The organism is Tardiphaga sp. 42S5 (assembly GCF_034044155.1).
Classification (GTDB): Bacteria; Pseudomonadota; Alphaproteobacteria; order Rhizobiales; family Xanthobacteraceae; genus Tardiphaga; species Tardiphaga robiniae.
The window spans coordinates 267,646-287,095 of record NZ_CP139027.1; the positions used below are offsets into that span (position 1 = coordinate 267,646).

Here is a 19,450-nt window from a genome sequence, read left to right on the forward strand (position 1 = left end):
CCGGGGAATGCAGTGCAGCGTGCATCGTTCTTAACCCGGTTGCGCCGCACGCGGCGCGCGCAACTCACGGCTCTTATCGCACTCAAAGAATCGCCTCAAAGCCCTTGCGGCGGATGACATCGAGCAGCACAAGCGTCGGTCCTTTCGGGCTTTCCGTGCCGCGCTCGAGCTTGGAGACATAGCCGACCGTCAGCTTCAGGTAGCTTGCAAACACCGCCTGGCTGAGATTGGCCTGCTCGCAAGCGCCTTGATGTCCGCGCCCGTCAGTTCACCCGATCTGCAAGAGTGGCGGCACCGCCGAGGTGACGCATCGTGATCTTGTCGCGGACAACGTCCGTCAGAACACCGCCGGCGTGCATGTGACGCGCCGTTTCCAGCAGCTCCAGGGTCAGGCGCGTGTTGCCCTTTTTCACGCGTGTTGTCCCGGCCTTTTTGCCGGCCGTCATCGCACGCTTTTTCGCGCCCTTTGTTAGTCGGGTTTTTTAGCTGTCGAGGTCATCGCGAACCTCTCGTCTGATAGAGATATCACGGGATTGGTAACATTGAGCAGATGGATCGCCCGTCTGCCCTGAGCCCCCTCACCGCCGCGAAGACGCGGCGACCTCTCCCCGGCGGGGAGAGGTGCGGCACCGCCCTGATGTGCACGCGAAGCCCTTTCGAAAATGAAAGACGCGGCGATATCGGTACGAGGTGCCGGTCAACGAAGTGAGCGAGCGGTTTCGGTCCGGGTTGGTGCCGTCGCGGTCGTCATTTCCGTCCGCGGTGCCAGAACTCTCAGCTGATGCACGGACGCCGTGGAGGTTGGCGCCGCCGACTGTTCCTGGACGTTCGCAGCTCCCAGCACGCGAACCTGCACCGCCGATATCGGCAAACCCGCCGATCCATAGGTCGGCAACTCCGCAGCGAAGCCGGCGCAGCCACCCGCAATCGAGATCACGGCCGCGACGGCGATCGATAAGGTCATCTTCACTGTTAATCTCCTCGTAGGATTGAACGAGGGAGCCTAGACTTCTTTTGCTGCATTGCAACAGTTCAATACCGCAATGCAACATTGCAGTTTCCGCGCATCGCGCCAGCCAGCCCCGGCCTCCCGAGGCTGCCCCGGCGCGACCTGAGGCGCTTTACGAATATTCCGATCACAGGCTGCGACGAAACGCTCATCATCGATCTGGTGGTCTCGGCACTCCCCTACGCCAAACGGACCATCGGTTCCTCATGTCGTGGAGCGCGCCGTTACCGAACGCCTTCGGCAGTTCGACGACATGGGATTTTGGGATCGGTTTCTGGCGCAGTTTCTCATAGCGGTTGGTGCTTTCGAGCGAATGTCATGTGTGCGACCCCGCCGGGAGAGCATGTCGTCTCGATCTCGTAGTCCTTCTCAAGACCCTCCACGCCATCCCACAGGCGCACGCCGCGGCCAAGCAGGATCGGAACCACCACGATGTGCATGTGATCGACGAGCCCGGCGGCAAGGAAGTCGCGGATCGTGGTGGGACCGCCGCCGATGCGCACGTCCTTGCCGGCCGCAGCCTCGCGGGCGGTCTCAAGGGCCTCGGCAGGCGAAGCGTCGATGAAGTGGAACACCGTGCCGCCCTCCATTTCGATCGATGCGCGCGGATGATGGGTGAGAACGAAGACCGGCGTGTGGAACGGCGGGTTGGGACCCCACCAGCCTTTCCAGTCCGGATCCTCATGCCATGTGGGAGGACCGAACTTCCTGGCGCCCATGATCTCGGCGCCGATCCCGGGCGCGAACAGCCGCAGGAACGCGTCGTCGATGCCCGCCGTGCCGCCGGGCTGGCCGAGCATCTGGCGCCCCCATCGGGTCGCGAACATCCATTGGTGCAGCCGCTCGCCGGCATGGCCGAACGGCGCGTCAAGGCTCTGGCCTTCGCCGGTGGCGAAACCGTCGAGCGAGACGGAGACATGTTGGACACGGGCGAGTGCCATGGCTGGCGCTCCTTCCTGCTGTTGATTGAATTTCCCCAAGCCGTTCCGGAAGCGACAGCGCTACTGATTGATCTCGGGCTCGACGAGTTTCGTGAGCTTGCGCAGGGATTCCTGCCAGCCGAGATAGCAGGCCTCGGGCGGGATCACGTCGGGCACGCCCTGCTGCTCGATGTTCACCTCCGTGCCGACAGACACGGCCTTCAACGTCACCGTGACCTTCATCTCGCCCGGCAGGTTGGGATCATCGAAGCGGTCGGTGTAGACGAGACGCTCACCGGGAACGAGCTCCAGATAGGTCCCGCCAAAGGCGTGACTGCCGCCCGTGGTGAAGTTCCGGAATGACATCCTGTGATGGCCACCGACCTTCGCATCCAGCTCATGGACGGTGCATGTGAATCCGTAGGGTGGGAGCCAACTCGCAATCGCGTCTGGTTCGAGGAACGCGCGATAGAGCTTCTGCGGCCTGGCGGCAATGACGCGATGCAGACGGATCGTGCTGGGCATGGGCTTCTTCCTGTGGCTCGGTTACTTCGGTTGTCGTCCGGCGGGCAGCTTCCGCCGCCCGATACATCCATGACGAACGGGGCCGCCAGGCCCCGACATCTCAGCGGAATAAAAATCCTAGTCTCTATATCGCGCTGAAGGATGCGCCCGGCGCCGGGAGCCGGGAAATCGTCGCAGGGCTGATGGTCGATCTCGATGCCAACGGCGATGTGGTGGGCTTCGCTATCGATCAGGCATTCGGCAAGCGCGACCTCACGCGCATCGAGACGTTCGCGCTGCCAGCGGTGAGCGCAGCAGAGTAAGCGCAAGGCCCCTCACCCGCGGACGTTGCGGTTTTTCACCAACGCTTTGCCAGCTTTCTTTGTCATCACTGACCTCGACCAAAAATCTCATTCGTGAGAGTGCTGATGTGCTGCTGCCAGTATAGCGCATCACCGCTTTTCCCGCACCAAATCGCCTCATTTCCTCCGGGAACGCAGTGCAGCGTGCACCGTTCTTAACCCGGTTGCGCCGCATGCGGCGCGTGGGACAGATGAGGAGATTTCGATGCAACAGATTTTGAAGAAGGCCGTATTTTCGAAGGCCTTGCTTCCGCTGGCACTGGCGGGCGCGCTCGGTTCGGCTGCGCCGGCGTTCGCCGCCGACGTCTATATGCGGCAGCCCGCCCCGCGGGCCGCCGTGGTGGTGCCATCGGGCCCGCTGACGCTGCAGGATGCGCTGGCGATCGCCTCGGGGATCGGCGTGGTGACGGTGCAGAACACCCATTTCGATGACAACGAATGGGAGATCGAGGGCCGCGATCAATACGGCAAGTGGATCCAGGTCGACATCGATGCGCGCACCGGCGAAGTGCGCCATGTGGATCGGTCGATTATCTGATCGGGTGGGAAGTGAGCAAGCGGCGCGCGATGAGCGCGCCGTTTGTTTTTTGTGTGTGCTTTTGAGGCGCCGACGCGAATGGCTCCCCTTGTAACTTGCCTCCCGCCGTTTCTGCTAAGCTATGCGGAGCGGTGGCAGGCGGGAGACCGAGTAACCTGAGGGACACCAAGCCCGTGGGAGAGCGCGGGTCCTTGCTTGCCGTTCCATCGAACCCGAACAGTCGCTTGGGCCGCTCAGCAAGCCCGGTTGCGCAAGGATGGGATCAGATGGACGCGATTTATGTTGGCATCGATGTGTCGAAGGATCGGTTGGACGTGGCGATGCGTCCGGGCGGTGAGAGTTTTGCGGTTGCCCGCAATGGTGCGGGGATCGATGATCTGATCGCGCGGCTGAAAGCGCGACCGCCACTGGTGGTGGCGATCGAGGCGACCGGCGGCTTCGAGACGGTGGTCGCCGCAGGATTGGCCGGCGCCGATCTGCCTGTGGTGGTGGTCAATCCGGCACAGGTGCGCGCCTTTGCCAACGCCCTCGGCAAGCGCGCCAAGACCGATCCGATCGATGCCATGGTGATCGCGCATTTTACCGAGGCGACCAAACCGCAACTGCGGCCGCTTCCCGATGCCACGACGCGGCTGCTAGCCGATCTGGTGGCGCGTCGGCGCCAGATCGTTGAGATGATGGCCGCGGAAGGCCAGCGTGCGCGGCGCGTCAGCAATCCGCGCCTGAAGAAGAGCATCGCCCGGCTCCACAAGGCACTGGAGAAGGAGTTGTCCGAACTGGACGACGACATCGGCGATCACGTGCGGGGATCGCCGGCCTGGGCCGAGAAAGAAGACTTGCTGGCGTCGGTGCCCGGCATCGGTCCGACCATCGCGCGCAGCCTGATTGCCGAACTGCCGGAGCTCGGCACACTCGATCGTCGTCAGATTGCGGCTCTCGCCGGTTTGGCGCCATGGACCCGGCAATCCGGCCAGTGGCGCGGCAAGAGCTTCATCGGCGGCGGCCGGGCCAATGTACGCCGCGTGTTGTTCATGGGAGCGATGGTGGCCGCCCGCTTCAATCCGCAGCTCAAACTGTTCCGCGACAAGCTCGTCGCCGCCGGCAAGCCCAAGCTCGTCGCTATCATCGCCGTCGCCCGCAAGCTGCTCACCATCCTCAACGCCATCCTGCGAGACAAGACCCCATGGCAGCATCAAAACGCTTGACCAAAAAGACAGTCGCTCTCCCCTTGCGGGAGAGGGTGGCGCGTAGCGCCGGGAGAGGGGGCCGCGGGCGACGGAGTTTGTGGCTACCCCTCTCCCCGACCCTCTCCCGCAAGGGGAGAGGGGGCATGACCGACGGTGCGTCGTGACACTGGAGTAGCGTCAGCGCCTACCTCAATTTCAATCCCGTCGCGGCTTCGAGCTCGGCCAGCGCCTGCGCACCACTCGTCACCTTGATGGTGGTCATGCCGAGCTCGCGCGCGGGCTTGAGGTTGACGCCGAGGTCGTCGAGATAGACGCAAGTCTTCGGATCGACTGCGAGTTTGTCGGTCATCATCGTGTAGATGCGCGGATCGGGTTTGCGCAGGCCGATCTTGGCGGACTCGATGACGTGATCGAACAGCACCATCACCTCGGCCACATAGAGCGCGCGGCCGTCGGTGGAGCCCATGGCATTGGCCGGCAGGTTGTTGGTGATGCAGCCGGTCTTGAATGTTTGCTTGATGCGGCGCAGCGCCTCGACCATCTCCGGGCGGATCTCGCCTTTCAGCAGCTTGACCACATCGCGGCCGGGCACTTCGGCGCCGAGCGCTTTGGACTCGGCGGCGAACAGCGCATCGAAGGTGGCGAGATCGATTTCGGCGCGCTCGAATTTCGCCCAGGCATTCTCGAAATGGTTGTCCGCATTGGTGCGGCGGATGATGTCCTTCGGCAGGCCATGGCTCTGCTCGTAATGCGCAAAGGCCTCGAAGGGCGAGGAGGTGATCACCCCGCCGAAATCAAAGATCACCGCAGAGATCATGTTCTTCCCTTTTGTTACCCGGCCGCTTTTATGAATCGACCACGCCGCCTCACACTCCGACGTCATACGCGGGCTTGACCCGCGTATCCATCTTCGTCTGCGCTCGCGGCTTAAGGTGGATTGCCGGGTCATCTAGCGAAGCTCGCTTCGCGCTGCCCGGCAATGACGTGGGGAGAGGACGGAGCGCGGCTGAAGCGAACTCCGCGCGTGCGGAAAGTCCCCCTCTCCCGGCGCTACGCGCCACCCTCTCCCGCCTAGCGAAGCTTCGCTTCGCCTGGGGGAGAGGGAAGAAAGAGCTACCCCGCGACGCGGGCCTCGCCTCCGAGCACCGGGCCGCGCGCGGAGCCGACGTCGCGGATCGGGGGCTGGCCGTAGAGCCGGGCATATTCGCGGGAGAATTGCGACGGGCTCTGATAGCCGACCGCATAGCCGGCGCTGCCGACATCGAGCCGCTCGACCAGCATCAGGCGGCGCGCCTCGTGCAGGCGGAGTTGCTTCTGATACTGCATCGGCGTCATCGCGGTGACGGTCTTGAAATTGTGATGCAGCGACGATTCGCTCATGCCGACGCGGTCGGCGAGATCCTCAATGCGGAGCGGGCTGGCATAATTGCTGCGCAGCCAGGAGATCGCCTTGGCGACCTTGTTGCTCGGGCTCTCGGCCAGCGCGATCTGCCGCAGACGTGCGCCATAGGGGCCGACGAGCAGGCGATACAGCACTTCCTGTTCGAGCAGCGGCGCCATCACCGGAATGTCCTGCGGCCGGTCGAGCAGGCGGAGCAGCCGCAGCGTGGCGTCGAGCAGATCGGCGGAGGCCTTGGCGACGACAACGCCGCGCTCGGGGAGCTGCGGATGCGCGGGCGCATCGGCATGGCCGTTGCCGAACCGGCCGAGCACCTCCTTCAACAGCTGCGGATCGATCGCAAAGCCCATGCCGAGATGCGGCTGCGCTTCCGAGGCCTCGACGATGCAGGACGACATCGGCAGATCGAGCGATACCAGCACATAATCGCCGGCGGCATAGGTGTAGGTTTCGGTGCCCAGTTGCAGCCGCTTGGCGCCCTGCGCCACGAGGCCGAAACACGGCCATTGCGCGGTATGCACGAGCTGCGTCGGCTCGGTCTGCCGCTTCAGATAGAGGCTGGCGAGGCCGGTCGGATGGTCGCTGCCATTGGCGGCGTAACGGGCAATGATGTCGGCAATCTCACGAATCGTCTCGGTCACACGCAAACCCCTCAAGCGGCAGGCCTTTTATGCCGAGGTGTATCTAGGTGCAGTGCCGTGGCAGGGAAATGGCTGCGGGATCACTTTTGCAGGATCGTGCAAAACAGATGCAGGATCGCGCTAACACCGACGCGGCTGCGTTTGCGATAACAGCGTCAGCCACAGAGCAGATCGGCGAGCCGCCCGCGGGCCTCGGATCTGCCAGGCCATACGGGTATCGGGTCGAACTCCCCGCCTTGCGCGTCCAGACTGTTGTCGGGGCGCGATCACGCCGGGATCGATTCCGCCTCAAAATCTACGCACACGACTAACGATCAAGACAGACATCATCCAGATCTAAGGACATGCCATGACAAGACTGGCAGGAAAAGTTGCGCTCGTGACCGGCGCCGCGGACGGCATCGGCGCGGGCATTGCACGGCGCTTCGGCGCAGAAGGCGCGGCAGTGATCGTGCATCACGCGGACGATCCCCGCGGCGCGGCGCGCGTGGTCGCCGAAATCGTGTGGCGCGGCGGCCGCGCCATCGCCGTGCAGGGCGACATCGCCCGCTGGCCGGACGTGCGGCGGCTCTATGAGGAAATCGCGGCGACCTTCGGCCGGCTCGACATTCTCATCAACAACGGCGCCTTCGCGCGCAGCGAGGCGGCGGACGTGGTGTCCGAGGACGAGTTGCACCGGCAGCGCGAGCTGAAAGTGTTCGGTGCCATGCTGCTGTGCCAGGAGGCGGTGCGGATGTTCGGCGTCGCCGGCGGCAGTATCGTCAATCTCACCGCGCTCGATGGCATTCCGACAGCGCCCGCATCGCTGCCGGACCCCGGCGCCGACGCCGCCATCGATGCCATGACCCGCGGGCTGTCGCGCGCCTATGGCACGCGCAATGTCCGCGTCAGCACCATCGCGCCCGGCATGCTCGGCCCGGAGGAACCCGCCGCCATCGACGTGCTCGACGGCAGCGTGCGGAACCGGCAGTTCATCGCTTTGCCCGCTGCGCGCAACCACGCGCCCGACAGTATCGCCGACATCGCCGTGGCGCTGACCTGCGACGACAGTGCTGATCGTTCCGGCCGCGACATCATGGTGGCCGGCGCCATGCGGTGATGCGGGAACCCGCTTTCCAGGTTCCTCCCGACGTTTATGGGCGTGCCTGCGCGGCACGCCCATATTTCTTTTTGCGCATTCGCCGACCAAAGCGTCTCGATTTCTTTCACATCCTATTAACCGCCCGTCACAAAACGGCGAAACGAAACTGTTGATCACCGCGTAGCTGTCAAAGAATTACCGGTTCTGATGCTATGCGTCGGTGATTGTAACGCAGTCCTTTTTGATCGACGAAAGCCAATGCTGGCCCGTAATACATCCGAGACGACCCGCCGGATCTCCCCGCGCTGGCTGCTGGCCGCTGCGGCGATCGTCGTTGTCGGATTCACAGTCATCTGCGGCAGCGTACTGCTCAGCATGCGGCGCGGCGACGAGAAGCTGGCGCACCAGACGCTCGGCAACCTCGCTTCCAGCATCGATGCCGATGTCGCCCGCAATGTGGAACTCTACGACCTCTCGCTGCGCAACGTGGTCAGCAACATGACCTCGCCGGAACTGGTCGAGATTTCGCGGCCGATGCGGCAACTGATCCTGTTCGACCACGCCGCCACCGCGCGCCACTTCGGCGCCATCCAGGTCACGGACGTCGCCGGCAACGTGACGCTGGATTCGTCGACGCTGGATCCGAAGCCGCAGAATTTCGCGGATGAGGAATTCTTCAAGGTCCACAAGCGCGATCCGCTGTTCGGCCTCTATATCTCCAAGCCGATGCTGCATCAGGGCAGTTACGGCATCGTGCTGAGCCGCCGCATCGCGGCGCGCGACGGAACTTTTCTGGGCATCGTCGCCGGCTTCATCCGCTACAGCTATTTCCACGAGATCTCCGATCGCCTGCAGCTCGAGCCGAACGACCTGATTTCCGTCATCCGGCAGGACGGCGTGTTGATCATGCGCGCACCGTTCGACATGGAGATCATCGGCCGCGATCTCAGTCGGGTCCCGGGCGTACAGAAAGCGCTGGCCTATTTCTCCGGCTCCCATATCGGCGATTCCGCCGTAGACGGCGTGAGGCGCCTATTTGTCTGGCGTGAAGGCTCGCATCCGCTGATCGTGATGGTGGGGCGGTCCACCGACGTGATCTTCGGCCAGTGGCGCAAGGATGCGCTGCAGATCGGCGGCGCCATGGCCGCGCTCGGCCTGATCGCCTGCGCGCTGATGCTGACCCTGGCGCGCGAGATGGGCAAGCGCGGCGAGACGGAAGACAGGATGGCGCGCCTCGCCATGACCGACGGCCTCACCGGCCTTGCCAACCGACGCCATTTCGATGTGGTGCTGGACAAGGAATGGCAGCGCGCCCAGCGCGCCCGCGCGCCGATCTCGCTGCTGATGATCGACGCCGACCACTTCAAGGTGTTCAACGACAATTTCGGCCATCAGGCCGGTGACCTCGTTCTGTGCGGGATCGCCTGGAGCATCGCCCGGCATGCCAAACGCGCCAGCGATTGCGCCGCGCGCTATGGCGGCGAGGAATTCGCGCTGATCCTGCCGGGCCTCTCTCTGGCCGACGCCATCGAACTCGGCGAACGAATCCGTATCGAGGTGGGCCATCTCGAGCGCGACGGCATGACAACGACGACGATCAGCGTTGGCGCAGCGTGTCTCGTGCCGTCATCGCTGACCACGTCGAACGACCTGATCAGCAATGCCGACAGTGCGCTCTATGCTGCAAAAGCGCACGGTCGCAACCAGACATGGCCGGTCGCACCGCGGCAGAAAAGCCTTGCTGCGTAACATGATACCATTTGTACGGTTGTAATTAACCCGCAGTTCACCTGACTTCCTAACGCGTCTTCCACCCTTGCCCGGGTATTCCTATGCACGGGGGTAGGGATCCATGCGGCTGCTGGGGAGGCGAATGACGAACGACGTGCGCGCTTCAGCGCCGGGCTCCGCCGAACATAGCGACGGGCGCTCGACGACACGCCGCGCGCCGGTGCGCTGGCTCGTGCTCGTTGGCGCCGTGCTGATCGTCACCATTGCCGCCGGCACGGCGATGACCGTGAACAATTTCCGCCAGCGCACGATCGACAATTCCAACCGCGAACTTGAAAACACCGTGCTGCTGCTCAGCCGGCATTTCGATCAGCAGTTCCAGGATCTGCAGCGCATCCAGAAGAGCCTCACGGCTCATCTTCTCGCCAACGGCGTGATGTCGGTCCACAGCTTTGCCAGCAGCATGTCGAGCTACGAATCCCACATGATGCTGAAGTCGAAGGTGGATGATGAATTCGTCAACGACATCACCGTTCTCGATGCCGAAGGCCGTCTGGTCAACTGGACAGGAGCCTGGCCCGGACCGGATCTGGTGCTGGCCGACCGCGAATATTTCCAGAAACTCAAATCGCAGACCTTCACTCAGGACGAAGAGATCGTGCAGCCCGTCCTGAGCCGCATCACCGGCCGGTGGAAGACGCTGTTCGCACGTCGCATTACAGGGCCCAAGGGCGAATTCTTCGGCATCGTGACGCGCAGCGTCGAACCGCAGCAATTCGAAAAATTCTTTGCCTCCGTCTCGCTCGGCGAAAACGGGACCATCGCAATGTTCCACCGCAATGGCACGTTGCTGGCGCGCTACCCGCAGACGCCCTCGGCGATCGGCAAGGTTTTCAATAGCGGCCCGCTGCTGCAGCACCTGCGCTTCAGCGACGCGCCAGCGACCATCCGCACCGTCAGCCCCATCGACAATATCGATCGGCTCGGCTCGATCCGACTGCTGCAAAACTTTCCGGTCGCGCTGGTCGCAACCACGACGGTGGAGGGCACACTGGCCAACTGGCGCGACCAGACCAAATTTCTCGTGACCCTCGCGACGCTGTCGGCCCTGATCCTGGCAGGCCTGCTTTATCTGATGATCCGTCACATCCAGCGGCAGAACCGTGCAGCGCAGTTGCAGATGACGCTGGAGAAGAACCGCCTCGACACCGCCATCAACAACATGACGCAGGGCCTGCTGCTGTTCGACGCGCAGGCGCGCGTGGTGGTGTGCAACCAGCGCTATCTCGACATGTACGGGCTGTCGCGCGAGGTCATCACACCCGGCCGGCCGTTCCGTGACGTGATCGCGCATCGCAAGGACACGGGCTCATTCGCTGGCAGCGTTGACGCTTATGTGGCGGAAGTGTTGCGCGACGTCGGGCGGTCGCACATCCAGATCATGCAGACCGCCGATGGCCGCACCATCCAGATCTCGTCGCGGCCGGTGGCCGATGGCGGGTGGGTTGCGACCCATGAAGACATCACCGAGCGGCGCAATGCCGAGGAGAAGATCGCGCATCTGGCGCATTACGATGCGCTGACCGACCTGCCGAACCGCACGCTATTCCGCAACGAGCTCGAACGCGAATTGAAGCGCGTCGCGCGCGGCGCGCAATGCGCGGTGCTCTATATCGACATCGACGAATTCAAGGGCATCAACGACTCGCTCGGCCATCCCGTCGGCGACGAACTGCTCAAGGGCATTGCACTGCGGCTGCGCGCCTGCGTGCGCGGCTCCGACGTGGTAGCGCGGCTCGGCGGTGACGAATTCGCCATCGTGCAGACCGGCGTCGAGAGCCATGCCGACATCACAGATCTCGTCGGCCGCATCTATGATGCGATCCGCCAGCCATTCGATTGTCTCGGCCACAGCCTGCTCACCGACGCGTCGATCGGCATCGCGCTGGCGCCACGCGACGGCGCAGACCTCGATACGCTGCTCAAGAATGCCGACCTTGCCATGTATGGCGCCAAGGCCGACGGCCGCCGCACGTTCCGTTTCTTCGAACCCGAAATGGATGCGCGTGTGCAGGCCCGTCGCTCGCTCGAGCTTGAACTGCGTCACGCCGCCGGTGATGGCGGCTTCGCCAAAGGCGGCTTCGAAGTGTATTATCAACCGCTGCTGACGCTGCGCGACGACACCATCGTGGGCTGCGAGGCTTTGTTGCGCTGGCGTCATCCCGAACGCGGCATGATCTCACCGGCCGAGTTCATTCCGGTCGCCGAAGATATCGGCATCATCAATGAGCTCGGCGAATGGGTGATGAACACCGCCTGCGCCGAGGCTGCCAGCTGGCCCGACGACGTCCGGGTGGCGGTCAATGTCTCGCCGGTCCAGTTCCGCTGCGCGTCGCTCGCCCTGAAGGTGACCGCCGCCCTCGCCGCTTCCGGTCTGCCGGCACGGCGGCTGGAGCTCGAAATCACCGAGGCCGTGCTGATCCGCGACGACGAAACCGCACTGGAAATTCTGCACGGGCTGCGCGAGATCGGCGTGCGCATTGCGCTGGACGATTTCGGCACCGGCTATTCGAGCCTGAGCTATCTGCAGCGCTTCCCGTTCGACAAGATCAAGATCGACCGTTGTTTCGTGACCGATATCGCCGATGCACAGGGGTCGTCCTCGATCGTGCAGGCCGTGGTCAATATCGCGAGTTCGCGCAACATGACGACGACAGCCGAAGGCGTCGAAACGCCCCGGCAGAAGGAGCTGCTGCGCGCGCTCGGCTGCACCGAGATGCAGGGCTATCTGTTCAGCGCCGCGAGACCTGCAGCAGAATTGCGGGATCTGTTGATCGCGCATCAGGCCAACAAGGCCGAGGCGGCAGCCTGACCGCCTATTCCAGCAGTGTGAACTGCATCAGCAGCGTTCGCTGCAGCATCGAGAAATTGTCGTCCGAGATTAGCGTCAGCACCGTGTCGCCCTCCGGCGTGACATGCACATCGAGCCCTTCGAAATTGTCGATCTCGTAGCCGAGATCCGCATCGAAGATGGTGGGACCGTCGATGACGGCGTCCGGCACGATCGATGCGAGGGGAATCCGGCGGATGCGGACGCCGGTGTCGCCGAACAGCGAGAACTTGCGTTCGAGCAGCAGCAGATCGCCGGATGGCAGCAGCGCCGCATCGCTGATGTCGTAATTTTTGGTGCGGCGGACCGAGAAGTTCGCCGGCGCCTTCCCGCCGATGATCCAGGCCGCAATATTGCCGGCGCTGTCTAGCCCGCGCTCCGAGATCGCAAGCAGCATGCCTGCCAGCGGCGAGGTCTTGAACCTGTCCCTGCGCACCATCACCAGCGCTTCGAGACTGCCATTGCTGGGCAGCTTGCGCATGCCCGGCGGCTGCGGGATCGGTTCGCCCCGGGCGCGCACGCCATCGCGGCCGAAGTCGAATTTCAGGATCTGATGCACGCGTTCGAGGCCGATATAGACCGTCGGTCCGTCCACCGCGATCGACTCGGTATCGTACCAGCCGCGCGCGGTGATCGGCCTGCCGTCGGCGCCCAGCATCGGCGCCGCCTCGACATCGATAATGCCGACCATGGCATCGCTGCTATAGGCGATCTTGCCGGTGAACCAGTTGCCCTTGTCGCTGATGGCGATGAAACCCTCACCCTTGTCATCTAGGCGAAGACCGGAGATGCCGCCGAAGTCCTTGTAGCGCGACGTCAGGACTAGTCCGCTGCGATATTGCAGCGACCCGAACCGTGTATGCGCGCGATCGCGCGTATCGAAAGCCGGGATCGGCCGCGCTTCGATCTCGATCGACACCGGCGCACGGGCCGATGGCGTTGCCGGCGCCAGCACGGGCTGCGCACGGGCAAGCGATGGCAGCGCGGCTGCTGAAGCCGCGACTGCAAGAAAATGACGACGGGTGAGATGAGCGGTCAAACGATGGCCCTGGAGGATGGGTAGAGCAAAGCAAAACCCATCCTGTAAAGCCTAATGCGTCTTGCGTCGCCGACCATGGGTCGGTGCCGGCCCTGCCGTTTCGCTGAACAATTCCGCCAGCTTCTCGGTAATGGCGCCGCCGAGTTCTTCGGCGTCGACGATGGTCACGGCACGGCGATAGTAGCGCGTCACGTCATGGCCGATGCCGATGGCGATCAGTTCGACCGGCGAGCGGGTCTCGATCTCTTCGATGATGTGGCGCAGGTGGCGTTCCAGATAGTTGCCGGGATTGACCGACAACGTGCTGTCGTCCACCGGCGCGCCGTCCGAGATCATCATCAGGATCTTGCGCTGCTCGGGACGGCCGAGCAGTCGCTTGTGCGCCCAGTCGAGCGCCTCGCCGTCGATATTCTCCTTGAGCAGACCTTCGCGCATCATCAGGCCGAGATTTTTGCGCGCGCGGCGCCACGGCGCGTCCGCCGACTTGTAGATGATGTGACGGAGATCGTTGAGGCGGCCGGGATTGGCCGGCTTGCCGGCGCCGAGCCACGCCTCACGCGACTGCCCGCCCTTCCAGGCGCGCGTCGTGAAGCCGAGAATCTCGACCTTGACGCCGCAGCGCTCCAGCGTGCGCGCGAGAATATCGGCGCAGGTCGCAGCCACGGTGATTGGGCGCCCGCGCATCGAACCGGAATTGTCCAGCAGCAGCGTCACCACCGTATCACGGAAGGTCGCTTCCTTCTCATGCATGAAGGACAGCGGATGATGCGGGTCGGTCACCACGCGCGACAGGCGCGCGGGATCGAGGATGCCTTCTTCGAGGTCGAAGTCCCAGGCGCGGTTCTGCTGCGCCATCAGCTTGCGCTGCAGGCGGTTGGCGAGGCGCGCGACGACGCCCTGCAGATGTGCGAGCTGCTTGTCGAGATAGGAGCGCAGCCGTTCGAGCTCGTCGTGATCGCAGAGGTCTTCGGCTGCGATGACCTCGTCGAATTTCGGCGCGAAGGCGTGATATTCGGGACCGCGCGGCTCGTTCGCGCCGCGCGAATTCGGACGCGTGGCTTCGCCGGGCGTCTCGTCGTCGCCCATCTCGCCGTCTTCGTCGAACGTATCCGAGGCAGACGCCTGCGCGCTCTCCATCGAACTGTCAGACATTTCGTCGGACGACTGCTGCGCCTGATCGGCGCTCATTTCCTGGGAGGCGTCGCTCTCCGGCGAGCCTTCGGCGCCGGCCTGATCGTTCTCGCCCTGGCGCTCGTCGTCCTCGCTCTCCTCGTCATCCGGCTCGGCATTGCGATCGTCGCCGAGCTCCAGCGCCGACAGCAGGTCATGCACGGCATCGCCGAACTTGGCCTGGTTCTCTGCGAACCGATCGAGCTGGTCGAGGCGATCGCTGATCTTGTCTTCGAGGACCGGCCGCCAGAGGTCGACCATCTTCTTCGCGGCGGCCGGCGGCGCCATGCCGGTCAGGCGCTCGCGCACCAGCATCGCCAACGCATCGGCCAGCGGCGCATCGGCGCGGTCGGTGATTTCGTCGAACTTGCCGCGATGGAAATGATCGTCGAGCATCGCCGTGAGGTTCTTGGCAACGCCGGCCATGCGGCGCGACCCGAGCGCTTCCACGCGGGCCTGCTCGACGGCTTCGAACACGCCGCGCGCCTGTGGATTGCCCGGCATCAGCTTGCGATGAACCTTGGGATCGTGACAGGCGAGTTTGAGCGCGATCGAATCCGCGTGGCCGCGCACGATGGCGGCGTCGCGCTTGCTCATTTTTCGCGCGGGTTCAGGAAGACGGGCTTTGCCCGGTGAGAGACCCGGCCGCTCGGCCGCGAAGGTCACTTCAAGCTCCGGTGCTTTGGCGATGGCGCGCAAACACGACGTCACCGCGCGCTTGAACGGCTCGGTCGGCGCTTCCTTGGAGCCGGGGCGGAATTTGTTGGTGGTCGTCGTGCTCATCGCAGCCTTTGCGCGGGTCGTCACCGCGCATGCGGGAGCAACCGATTGAATGCGGAGGTGCATTCCCCTCTCTTGGAAGAGAGGGGAAGAAGACGTCTTAGCTCAGCGCCACATTCACCGAGCTTTCCGCCAGCTCTGCATTGAAGCAGCGCTGATAGAATTCGGCGACCAGCGGACGCTCGAGTTCGTCGCACTTGTTCAGGAAGGTCACGCGGAACGCGAAGCCGATATCGTTGAAGATGTCGGCATTCTCGGCCCAGGTGATCACCGTACGCGGGCTCATCACCGTCGACAGATCGCCATTGGCGAAGGCGTTACGCGTGAGATCCGCGAGGCGCACCATCTTGTTGACGATGTCGCGGCCCTCGGGGTTCTGATAGTGCTTGGCCTTCGCCAGCACGATCTCGACTTCCTCGTCATGCGCCAGATAGTTCAGCGTGGTGACGATCGACCAGCGATCCATCTGGCCCTGATTGATCTGCTGCGTGCCGTGATAGAGGCCCGACGTGTCACCGAGACCGATGGTGTTCGCGGTCGCAAACAGACGGAACGCCGGATGCGGCTTGATCACCTTGTTCTGGTCGAGCAGCGTCAGGCGGCCGGAGACTTCCAGCACGCGCTGAATGACGAACATCACGTCCGGACGGCCGGCGTCGTATTCGTCGAACACCAGCGCGACATTGTGCTGCAGCGCCCAGGGCAGAATGCCGTCACGGAATTCGGTGACCTGCTTGCCGTCGCGGACCACGATGGAGTCCTTGCCGACGAGGTCGATACGGCTGATGTGGCTGTCGAGATTGACGCGCACACACGGCCAGTTGAGGCGGGCAGCGACCTGCTCGATATGGGTCGATTTGCCGGTGCCGTGGAAGCCCGTGACCATCACGCGGCGGTTGCGCGAGAAGCCGGCGAGAATGGCAAGCGTGGTGGCGCGATCGAACCGGTAATCGGGATCGGTGTCCGGCACATGCGGATCGGATTCGGAGAAGGCAGGCACTTCGAGGTCGGAATCGATGCCGAACAACTTGCGCACCGACACCATCTTGTCGGGAATGCCAATCAACGCGTCGGTCTTTTCTTGCAGTTTGGTCGAGGCGGCGGTCATCAATCCTCCGTGGTCCCGGATATCCCGAAACCAGTCTAGTAATGGCTGCGGATGGGGTGCTTTGTGGAACGTATCAGAGAGCCGCGGCTGGACAAAGCCCAGCTCTTCATCAAAGTTCCCGAATGTTATCATCGAGATAGGTTCTAACGGCAATTTTTGGAAGTCTGCCCTGCGAATCAGCCGATGCTCCGGGTCGATCAATTTGCAGCGGTATTTGGGAATCGAACGGCGCGGCCGGCCATTTCAATCATATATGCGGTCAGTTGGCTGAGGCACCCCGCGCTGGATCGGAATTTCGTGACGTCCTTCATCGATTCCCTGACCCATTTTGTCGCCGCGCATGCCTGGCTGGGCTACCTCACTATTTTCCTCGCTGCCTTGCTGGAAGCCGTGCCGGTGCTCGGAACATTCATCCCAGGCACCACGGTCATTCTGGCGCTGAGCGCCCTGATCCCGGCAGGCGACCTCGATCTGGTGGCGGTGCTGGTGGCCGCCGTGGCGGGCGCAGTGCTCGGCGACGGGATCGCATTCTGGATCGGGCATGTCCGGCAACGGCAACTGCTCGACGCGTGGCCGCTATCGAATTACCCAGGCGTGGTGGCGCAGAGCGAGGCCTTCTTCCATCGCTTCGGCACGCTGGCCGTGTTCCTCGGCCGCTTCGTTCCGCCCATCCGCGCTTTCGTGCCGGTCACGGCCGGAGCATTGGGGACCGCACCGACGAAATTCTATGCCGTAAACATCTCCGCAGCATTGCTCTGGGCGCCGGCGCACGTGTTACCCGGCGTGCTCGCAGTGTCGGTGCTGGACCGCTATGGCGGCATTGCCGGCCTCGAAGGCCAAGCCAAACACTACTGGATTCAGGCCGTGATCGTGGCGGCCGTGCTGGCCGGCGCCACCATCTGGTGGTGGCATCGCCGCAAGCGCAACACAGCAATGGAAACGTCATAAAAGGCGCTTGAACGTTGAAATATCTCTTTGATTTTTCAAAGTAAATGACACCTTCGCGGCTTGACTTGCAGCCCCGATTGACTTGAAAAGCCTGCACCGGCAGTTTCGCCCGCCGTCCGTCCTTCCCATATCCAGTGAATGTCCGAACCCATGCGCAGCTATCTCGACTTTGAAAAGCCCGTCGCCGAGCTGGATTCCAAGATCGATGAATTGCGCACGCTGGCCGCCAGCGGCAGCGACATCGGCGAAGAGATCGTGCGCATCGAGGACAAGGCCGTCGCCGCGCTGCACGAGCTCTATGCGAACCTGACGCCGTGGCAAAAGACCCAGGTCGCGCGGCATCCGCAGCGCCCGCATTGCATGAATTACGTGGAAGCGCTGATCACCGAATTCACGCCGCTCGCCGGCGACCGGAAATTCGGCGAAGATGAAGCGCTGGTGGCCGGCTTCGGCCGTTTCCGCGGCGAGAGCGTCTGCGTGCTCGGCCAGGAAAAGGGAAACACCACCGAGAGCCGCCTCAAGCATAATTTCGGCATGGCCCGCCCCGAAGGCTACCGCAAGGCCGTTCGCCTGATGGAGATGGCCGACCGTTTCAACATTCCCGTGCTGTCGCTGGTCGACACCGCCGGCGCCTATCCCGGCATCGGCGCCGAAGAGCGCGGCCAGGCTGAAGCCATCGCACGTTCCACCGATGCCTGCCTCGGCCTTGGCGTTGCCAATGTCGCTGTGATCATCGGCGAAGGCGGCTCGGGCGGCGCCATCGCCATTGCCACCGCCAACAAGGTGCTGATGCTGGAACACGCCATCTACAGCGTGATCTCGCCGGAAGCGGCATCGTCGATCCTGTGGCGCGACTCATCCAAGGCGCAGGAAGCCGCGACCAATATGAAGATCACGGCGCAGGATTTGCTGCGCTTCGGTGTGATCGATTCCATCCTGAAAGAGCCGCCGGGGGGCGCCCACCGCGACCCCGCCGCCATGATTGCTATCACCGGCGACGCCATCGCCCAGGCCTTCAACGACATGCGCGGCATGGACGCGGCGACTATTCGTCAGCAGCGCCGGCAGAAGTTTCTGGATATCGGCCGCAAGATCGGCTGAGCTGACGTTCTCTCACGCGTCCATCTGAGACCGCGCATTTCGGCGGATCACCTGCGGCGGCTGGCCATAGGCGCGCAGAAATGCGCGGCGCATGCGGTCACGATCGGCAAACCCCGTCTGCTGCGCGACGGTGTCGATGGGATGCCGGCTCTGCTCCATCATCAACCGCGCGGCCTCCAGCCGCAGATGCTCGACGGCCTTGGCGGGCGATTGGCCTGTCTCGGCGTGAAAGGCGCGGCTGAACTGCCTCGGACTCAGGCTCGCAGCATCGGCGAGATCATTCACCGTCAGTGGCTTTTGCAGATTGTCGCGCGCGAAAGCGAGCGCCTTCTGGATACGGTCCGACTTCGGCGCCAATTCCAGCAGCGCGGAAAACTGCGACTGACCGCCGGCACGGCGGTGATACACGACCATCTTTTTCGCGATGTTGCGTGCGACGTCCTCGCCGAGATCAGCCTCGACCATCGCCAGTGCGAGATCGATGCCCGCGGTCATGCCGGCCGAGGTCCAGACCGGACCGTCATTCACGAAGATGCGGTCTTCATCGACCCTCACTTTCGGAAATTGCTTCTGCATGTCGCGCGCATAGAACCAGTGCGTGGTCGCGCGCCGTTGATCGAGAATGCCGGCTTCGGCGAGCACGAAGGCGCCGATACAGATGGACGCAACACGCCGCGCATGTTTGGGCGCCTGTCGCACGAAATCGATCAGGCCGGGCGTCGCAGATTCGACCGTCAGACCGCCGGCAATGATCAGCGTATCATAGGCATCAACCGCATTGAACGGTTCGGTGGTCAAACTCATGCCCAGCGAGGTGCCGACCTGACTGCCCCGCTCCGACAACACATGCAGATCGTAGGTGGGCGGATCGGTCAGCATATTGGCCAGTTCAAAGACCGACATCGCCGCAAGGCTGATGGGCGAGCACCCCGGGGAAACAACAAGGCCGATGCGCTGCATGTGTTCGCTCCCCCAGGACAAGGCGTCCTAAAACGCCGTTTATATGACATTTAAGACACTTCCGCGCAAGACTAGGTTTCCT

The 19,450-nt window shown here is 63.4% G+C and carries 19 protein-coding genes; 8 read left to right on the forward strand and 11 right to left on the reverse strand.

Going from position 1 to position 19,450, the window contains the following annotated elements; all coding sequences use genetic code 11:
* Window positions 1-82 precede the first annotated feature (82 nt).
* The 5 genes from SFY93_RS01245 to SFY93_RS01265 form a co-directional block, all read right to left on the reverse strand.
* Window positions 83-214 (reverse strand): helix-turn-helix domain-containing protein, encoded by a 132-nt coding sequence (locus SFY93_RS01245; RefSeq protein ID WP_320445775.1) that lies wholly within the window; start codon window positions 212-214, stop codon window positions 83-85.
* 49 nt (window positions 215-263) lie between these two features.
* Window positions 264-446 (reverse strand): hypothetical protein, encoded by a 183-nt coding sequence (locus SFY93_RS01250; protein ID WP_320445776.1) that lies wholly within the window; start codon window positions 444-446, stop codon window positions 264-266.
* 251 nt (window positions 447-697) lie between these two features.
* Window positions 698-964 carry a hypothetical protein gene (locus SFY93_RS01255; RefSeq protein ID WP_320447661.1) on the reverse strand — a complete coding sequence of 89 codons (267 nt, stop codon included), beginning with the start codon at window positions 962-964 and terminating at the stop codon, window positions 698-700.
* Window positions 965-1,296: 332 nt separating this feature from the next.
* Window positions 1,297-1,950, reverse strand: a complete 654-nt coding sequence (locus SFY93_RS01260; RefSeq protein WP_320445777.1) for a dihydrofolate reductase family protein — start codon at window positions 1,948-1,950, stop codon at window positions 1,297-1,299.
* Between the two features lie 60 nt (window positions 1,951-2,010).
* Complete coding sequence (locus tag SFY93_RS01265; protein WP_320445778.1) at window positions 2,011-2,454, reverse strand: SRPBCC family protein; 444 nt, start codon at window positions 2,452-2,454, stop codon at window positions 2,011-2,013.
* A 128-nt stretch (window positions 2,455-2,582) separates the two neighbouring features.
* Here SFY93_RS01265 and SFY93_RS01270 point away from each other — a divergent pair, with 128 nt between their 5' ends.
* The 3 genes from SFY93_RS01270 to SFY93_RS01280 all read left to right on the forward strand — a co-directional run bounded on the left by SFY93_RS01270 (window position 2,583) and on the right by SFY93_RS01280 (window position 4,538).
* A complete protein-coding gene (locus SFY93_RS01270) occupies window positions 2,583-2,756 on the forward strand; it encodes a DUF2283 domain-containing protein (protein WP_349255062.1) in 174 nt (57 codons plus the stop codon).
* 244 nt (window positions 2,757-3,000) lie between these two features.
* Window positions 3,001-3,333 carry a PepSY domain-containing protein gene (locus SFY93_RS01275; protein WP_175368097.1) on the forward strand — a complete coding sequence of 111 codons (333 nt, stop codon included), beginning with the start codon at window positions 3,001-3,003 and terminating at the stop codon, window positions 3,331-3,333.
* Between the two features lie 266 nt (window positions 3,334-3,599).
* The gene (locus SFY93_RS01280; RefSeq protein ID WP_320444434.1) at window positions 3,600-4,538 is read left to right on the forward strand and encodes an IS110 family RNA-guided transposase; all 939 of its coding nucleotides are present in this window, start codon (window positions 3,600-3,602) and stop codon (window positions 4,536-4,538) included.
* A 166-nt stretch (window positions 4,539-4,704) separates the two neighbouring features.
* Here the strand turns inward: SFY93_RS01280 and SFY93_RS01285 are convergent, their stop codons facing one another.
* Both SFY93_RS01285 and SFY93_RS01290 read right to left on the reverse strand, forming a co-directional pair.
* Window positions 4,705-5,337, reverse strand: a complete 633-nt coding sequence (locus SFY93_RS01285) for an HAD-IA family hydrolase (RefSeq protein ID WP_320445779.1) — start codon at window positions 5,335-5,337, stop codon at window positions 4,705-4,707.
* A gap of 296 nt (window positions 5,338-5,633) precedes the next feature.
* Window positions 5,634-6,560 carry an AraC family transcriptional regulator gene (locus tag SFY93_RS01290; RefSeq protein WP_231078897.1) on the reverse strand — a complete coding sequence of 309 codons (927 nt, stop codon included), beginning with the start codon at window positions 6,558-6,560 and terminating at the stop codon, window positions 5,634-5,636.
* Between the two features lie 349 nt (window positions 6,561-6,909).
* Here SFY93_RS01290 and SFY93_RS01295 point away from each other — a divergent pair, with 349 nt between their 5' ends.
* The 3 genes from SFY93_RS01295 (at window position 6,910) to SFY93_RS01305 (ending at window position 12,244) form a co-directional block, all read left to right on the forward strand.
* Complete coding sequence (locus SFY93_RS01295) at window positions 6,910-7,659, forward strand: SDR family NAD(P)-dependent oxidoreductase (protein ID WP_320445780.1); 750 nt, start codon at window positions 6,910-6,912, stop codon at window positions 7,657-7,659.
* 240 nt (window positions 7,660-7,899) lie between these two features.
* Entirely contained in the window at window positions 7,900-9,390 is a 1,491-nt protein-coding gene (locus SFY93_RS01300; protein WP_320445781.1) for a diguanylate cyclase, read from the forward strand.
* A 124-nt stretch (window positions 9,391-9,514) separates the two neighbouring features.
* The gene (locus SFY93_RS01305) at window positions 9,515-12,244 is read left to right on the forward strand and encodes a bifunctional diguanylate cyclase/phosphodiesterase (RefSeq protein WP_320445782.1); all 2,730 of its coding nucleotides are present in this window, start codon (window positions 9,515-9,517) and stop codon (window positions 12,242-12,244) included.
* Window positions 12,245-12,248: 4 nt separating this feature from the next.
* Here SFY93_RS01305 and SFY93_RS01310 read toward each other — a convergent pair whose 3' ends face one another.
* The 3 genes from SFY93_RS01310 to cobS form a co-directional block, all read right to left on the reverse strand.
* Window positions 12,249-13,301 (reverse strand): esterase-like activity of phytase family protein, encoded by a 1,053-nt coding sequence (locus tag SFY93_RS01310; RefSeq protein WP_320445783.1) that lies wholly within the window; start codon window positions 13,299-13,301, stop codon window positions 12,249-12,251.
* A gap of 51 nt (window positions 13,302-13,352) precedes the next feature.
* Entirely contained in the window at window positions 13,353-15,254 is a 1,902-nt protein-coding gene (gene cobT, locus SFY93_RS01315) for a cobaltochelatase subunit CobT (protein WP_231078892.1), read from the reverse strand.
* 97 nt (window positions 15,255-15,351) lie between these two features.
* Entirely contained in the window at window positions 15,352-16,359 is a 1,008-nt protein-coding gene (cobS, locus tag SFY93_RS01320; protein ID WP_068729504.1) for a cobaltochelatase subunit CobS, read from the reverse strand.
* Window positions 16,360-16,656: 297 nt separating this feature from the next.
* On the opposite strand from cobS, the gene SFY93_RS01325 reads away from it, so the two are divergent.
* Both SFY93_RS01325 and SFY93_RS01330 read left to right on the forward strand, forming a co-directional pair.
* A complete protein-coding gene (locus tag SFY93_RS01325) occupies window positions 16,657-17,307 on the forward strand; it encodes a DedA family protein (RefSeq protein ID WP_320445784.1) in 651 nt (216 codons plus the stop codon).
* A gap of 138 nt (window positions 17,308-17,445) precedes the next feature.
* Entirely contained in the window at window positions 17,446-18,408 is a 963-nt protein-coding gene (locus tag SFY93_RS01330; protein WP_093757526.1) for an acetyl-CoA carboxylase carboxyltransferase subunit alpha, read from the forward strand.
* Window positions 18,409-18,420: 12 nt separating this feature from the next.
* On the opposite strand, the gene SFY93_RS01335 is transcribed toward SFY93_RS01330, so the two are convergent.
* Window positions 18,421-19,368: a GlxA family transcriptional regulator gene (locus SFY93_RS01335; RefSeq protein WP_320445785.1), complete on the reverse strand. Its 948-nt coding sequence runs from the start codon at window positions 19,366-19,368 to the stop codon at window positions 18,421-18,423.
* Window positions 19,369-19,450 lie beyond the last annotated feature (82 nt).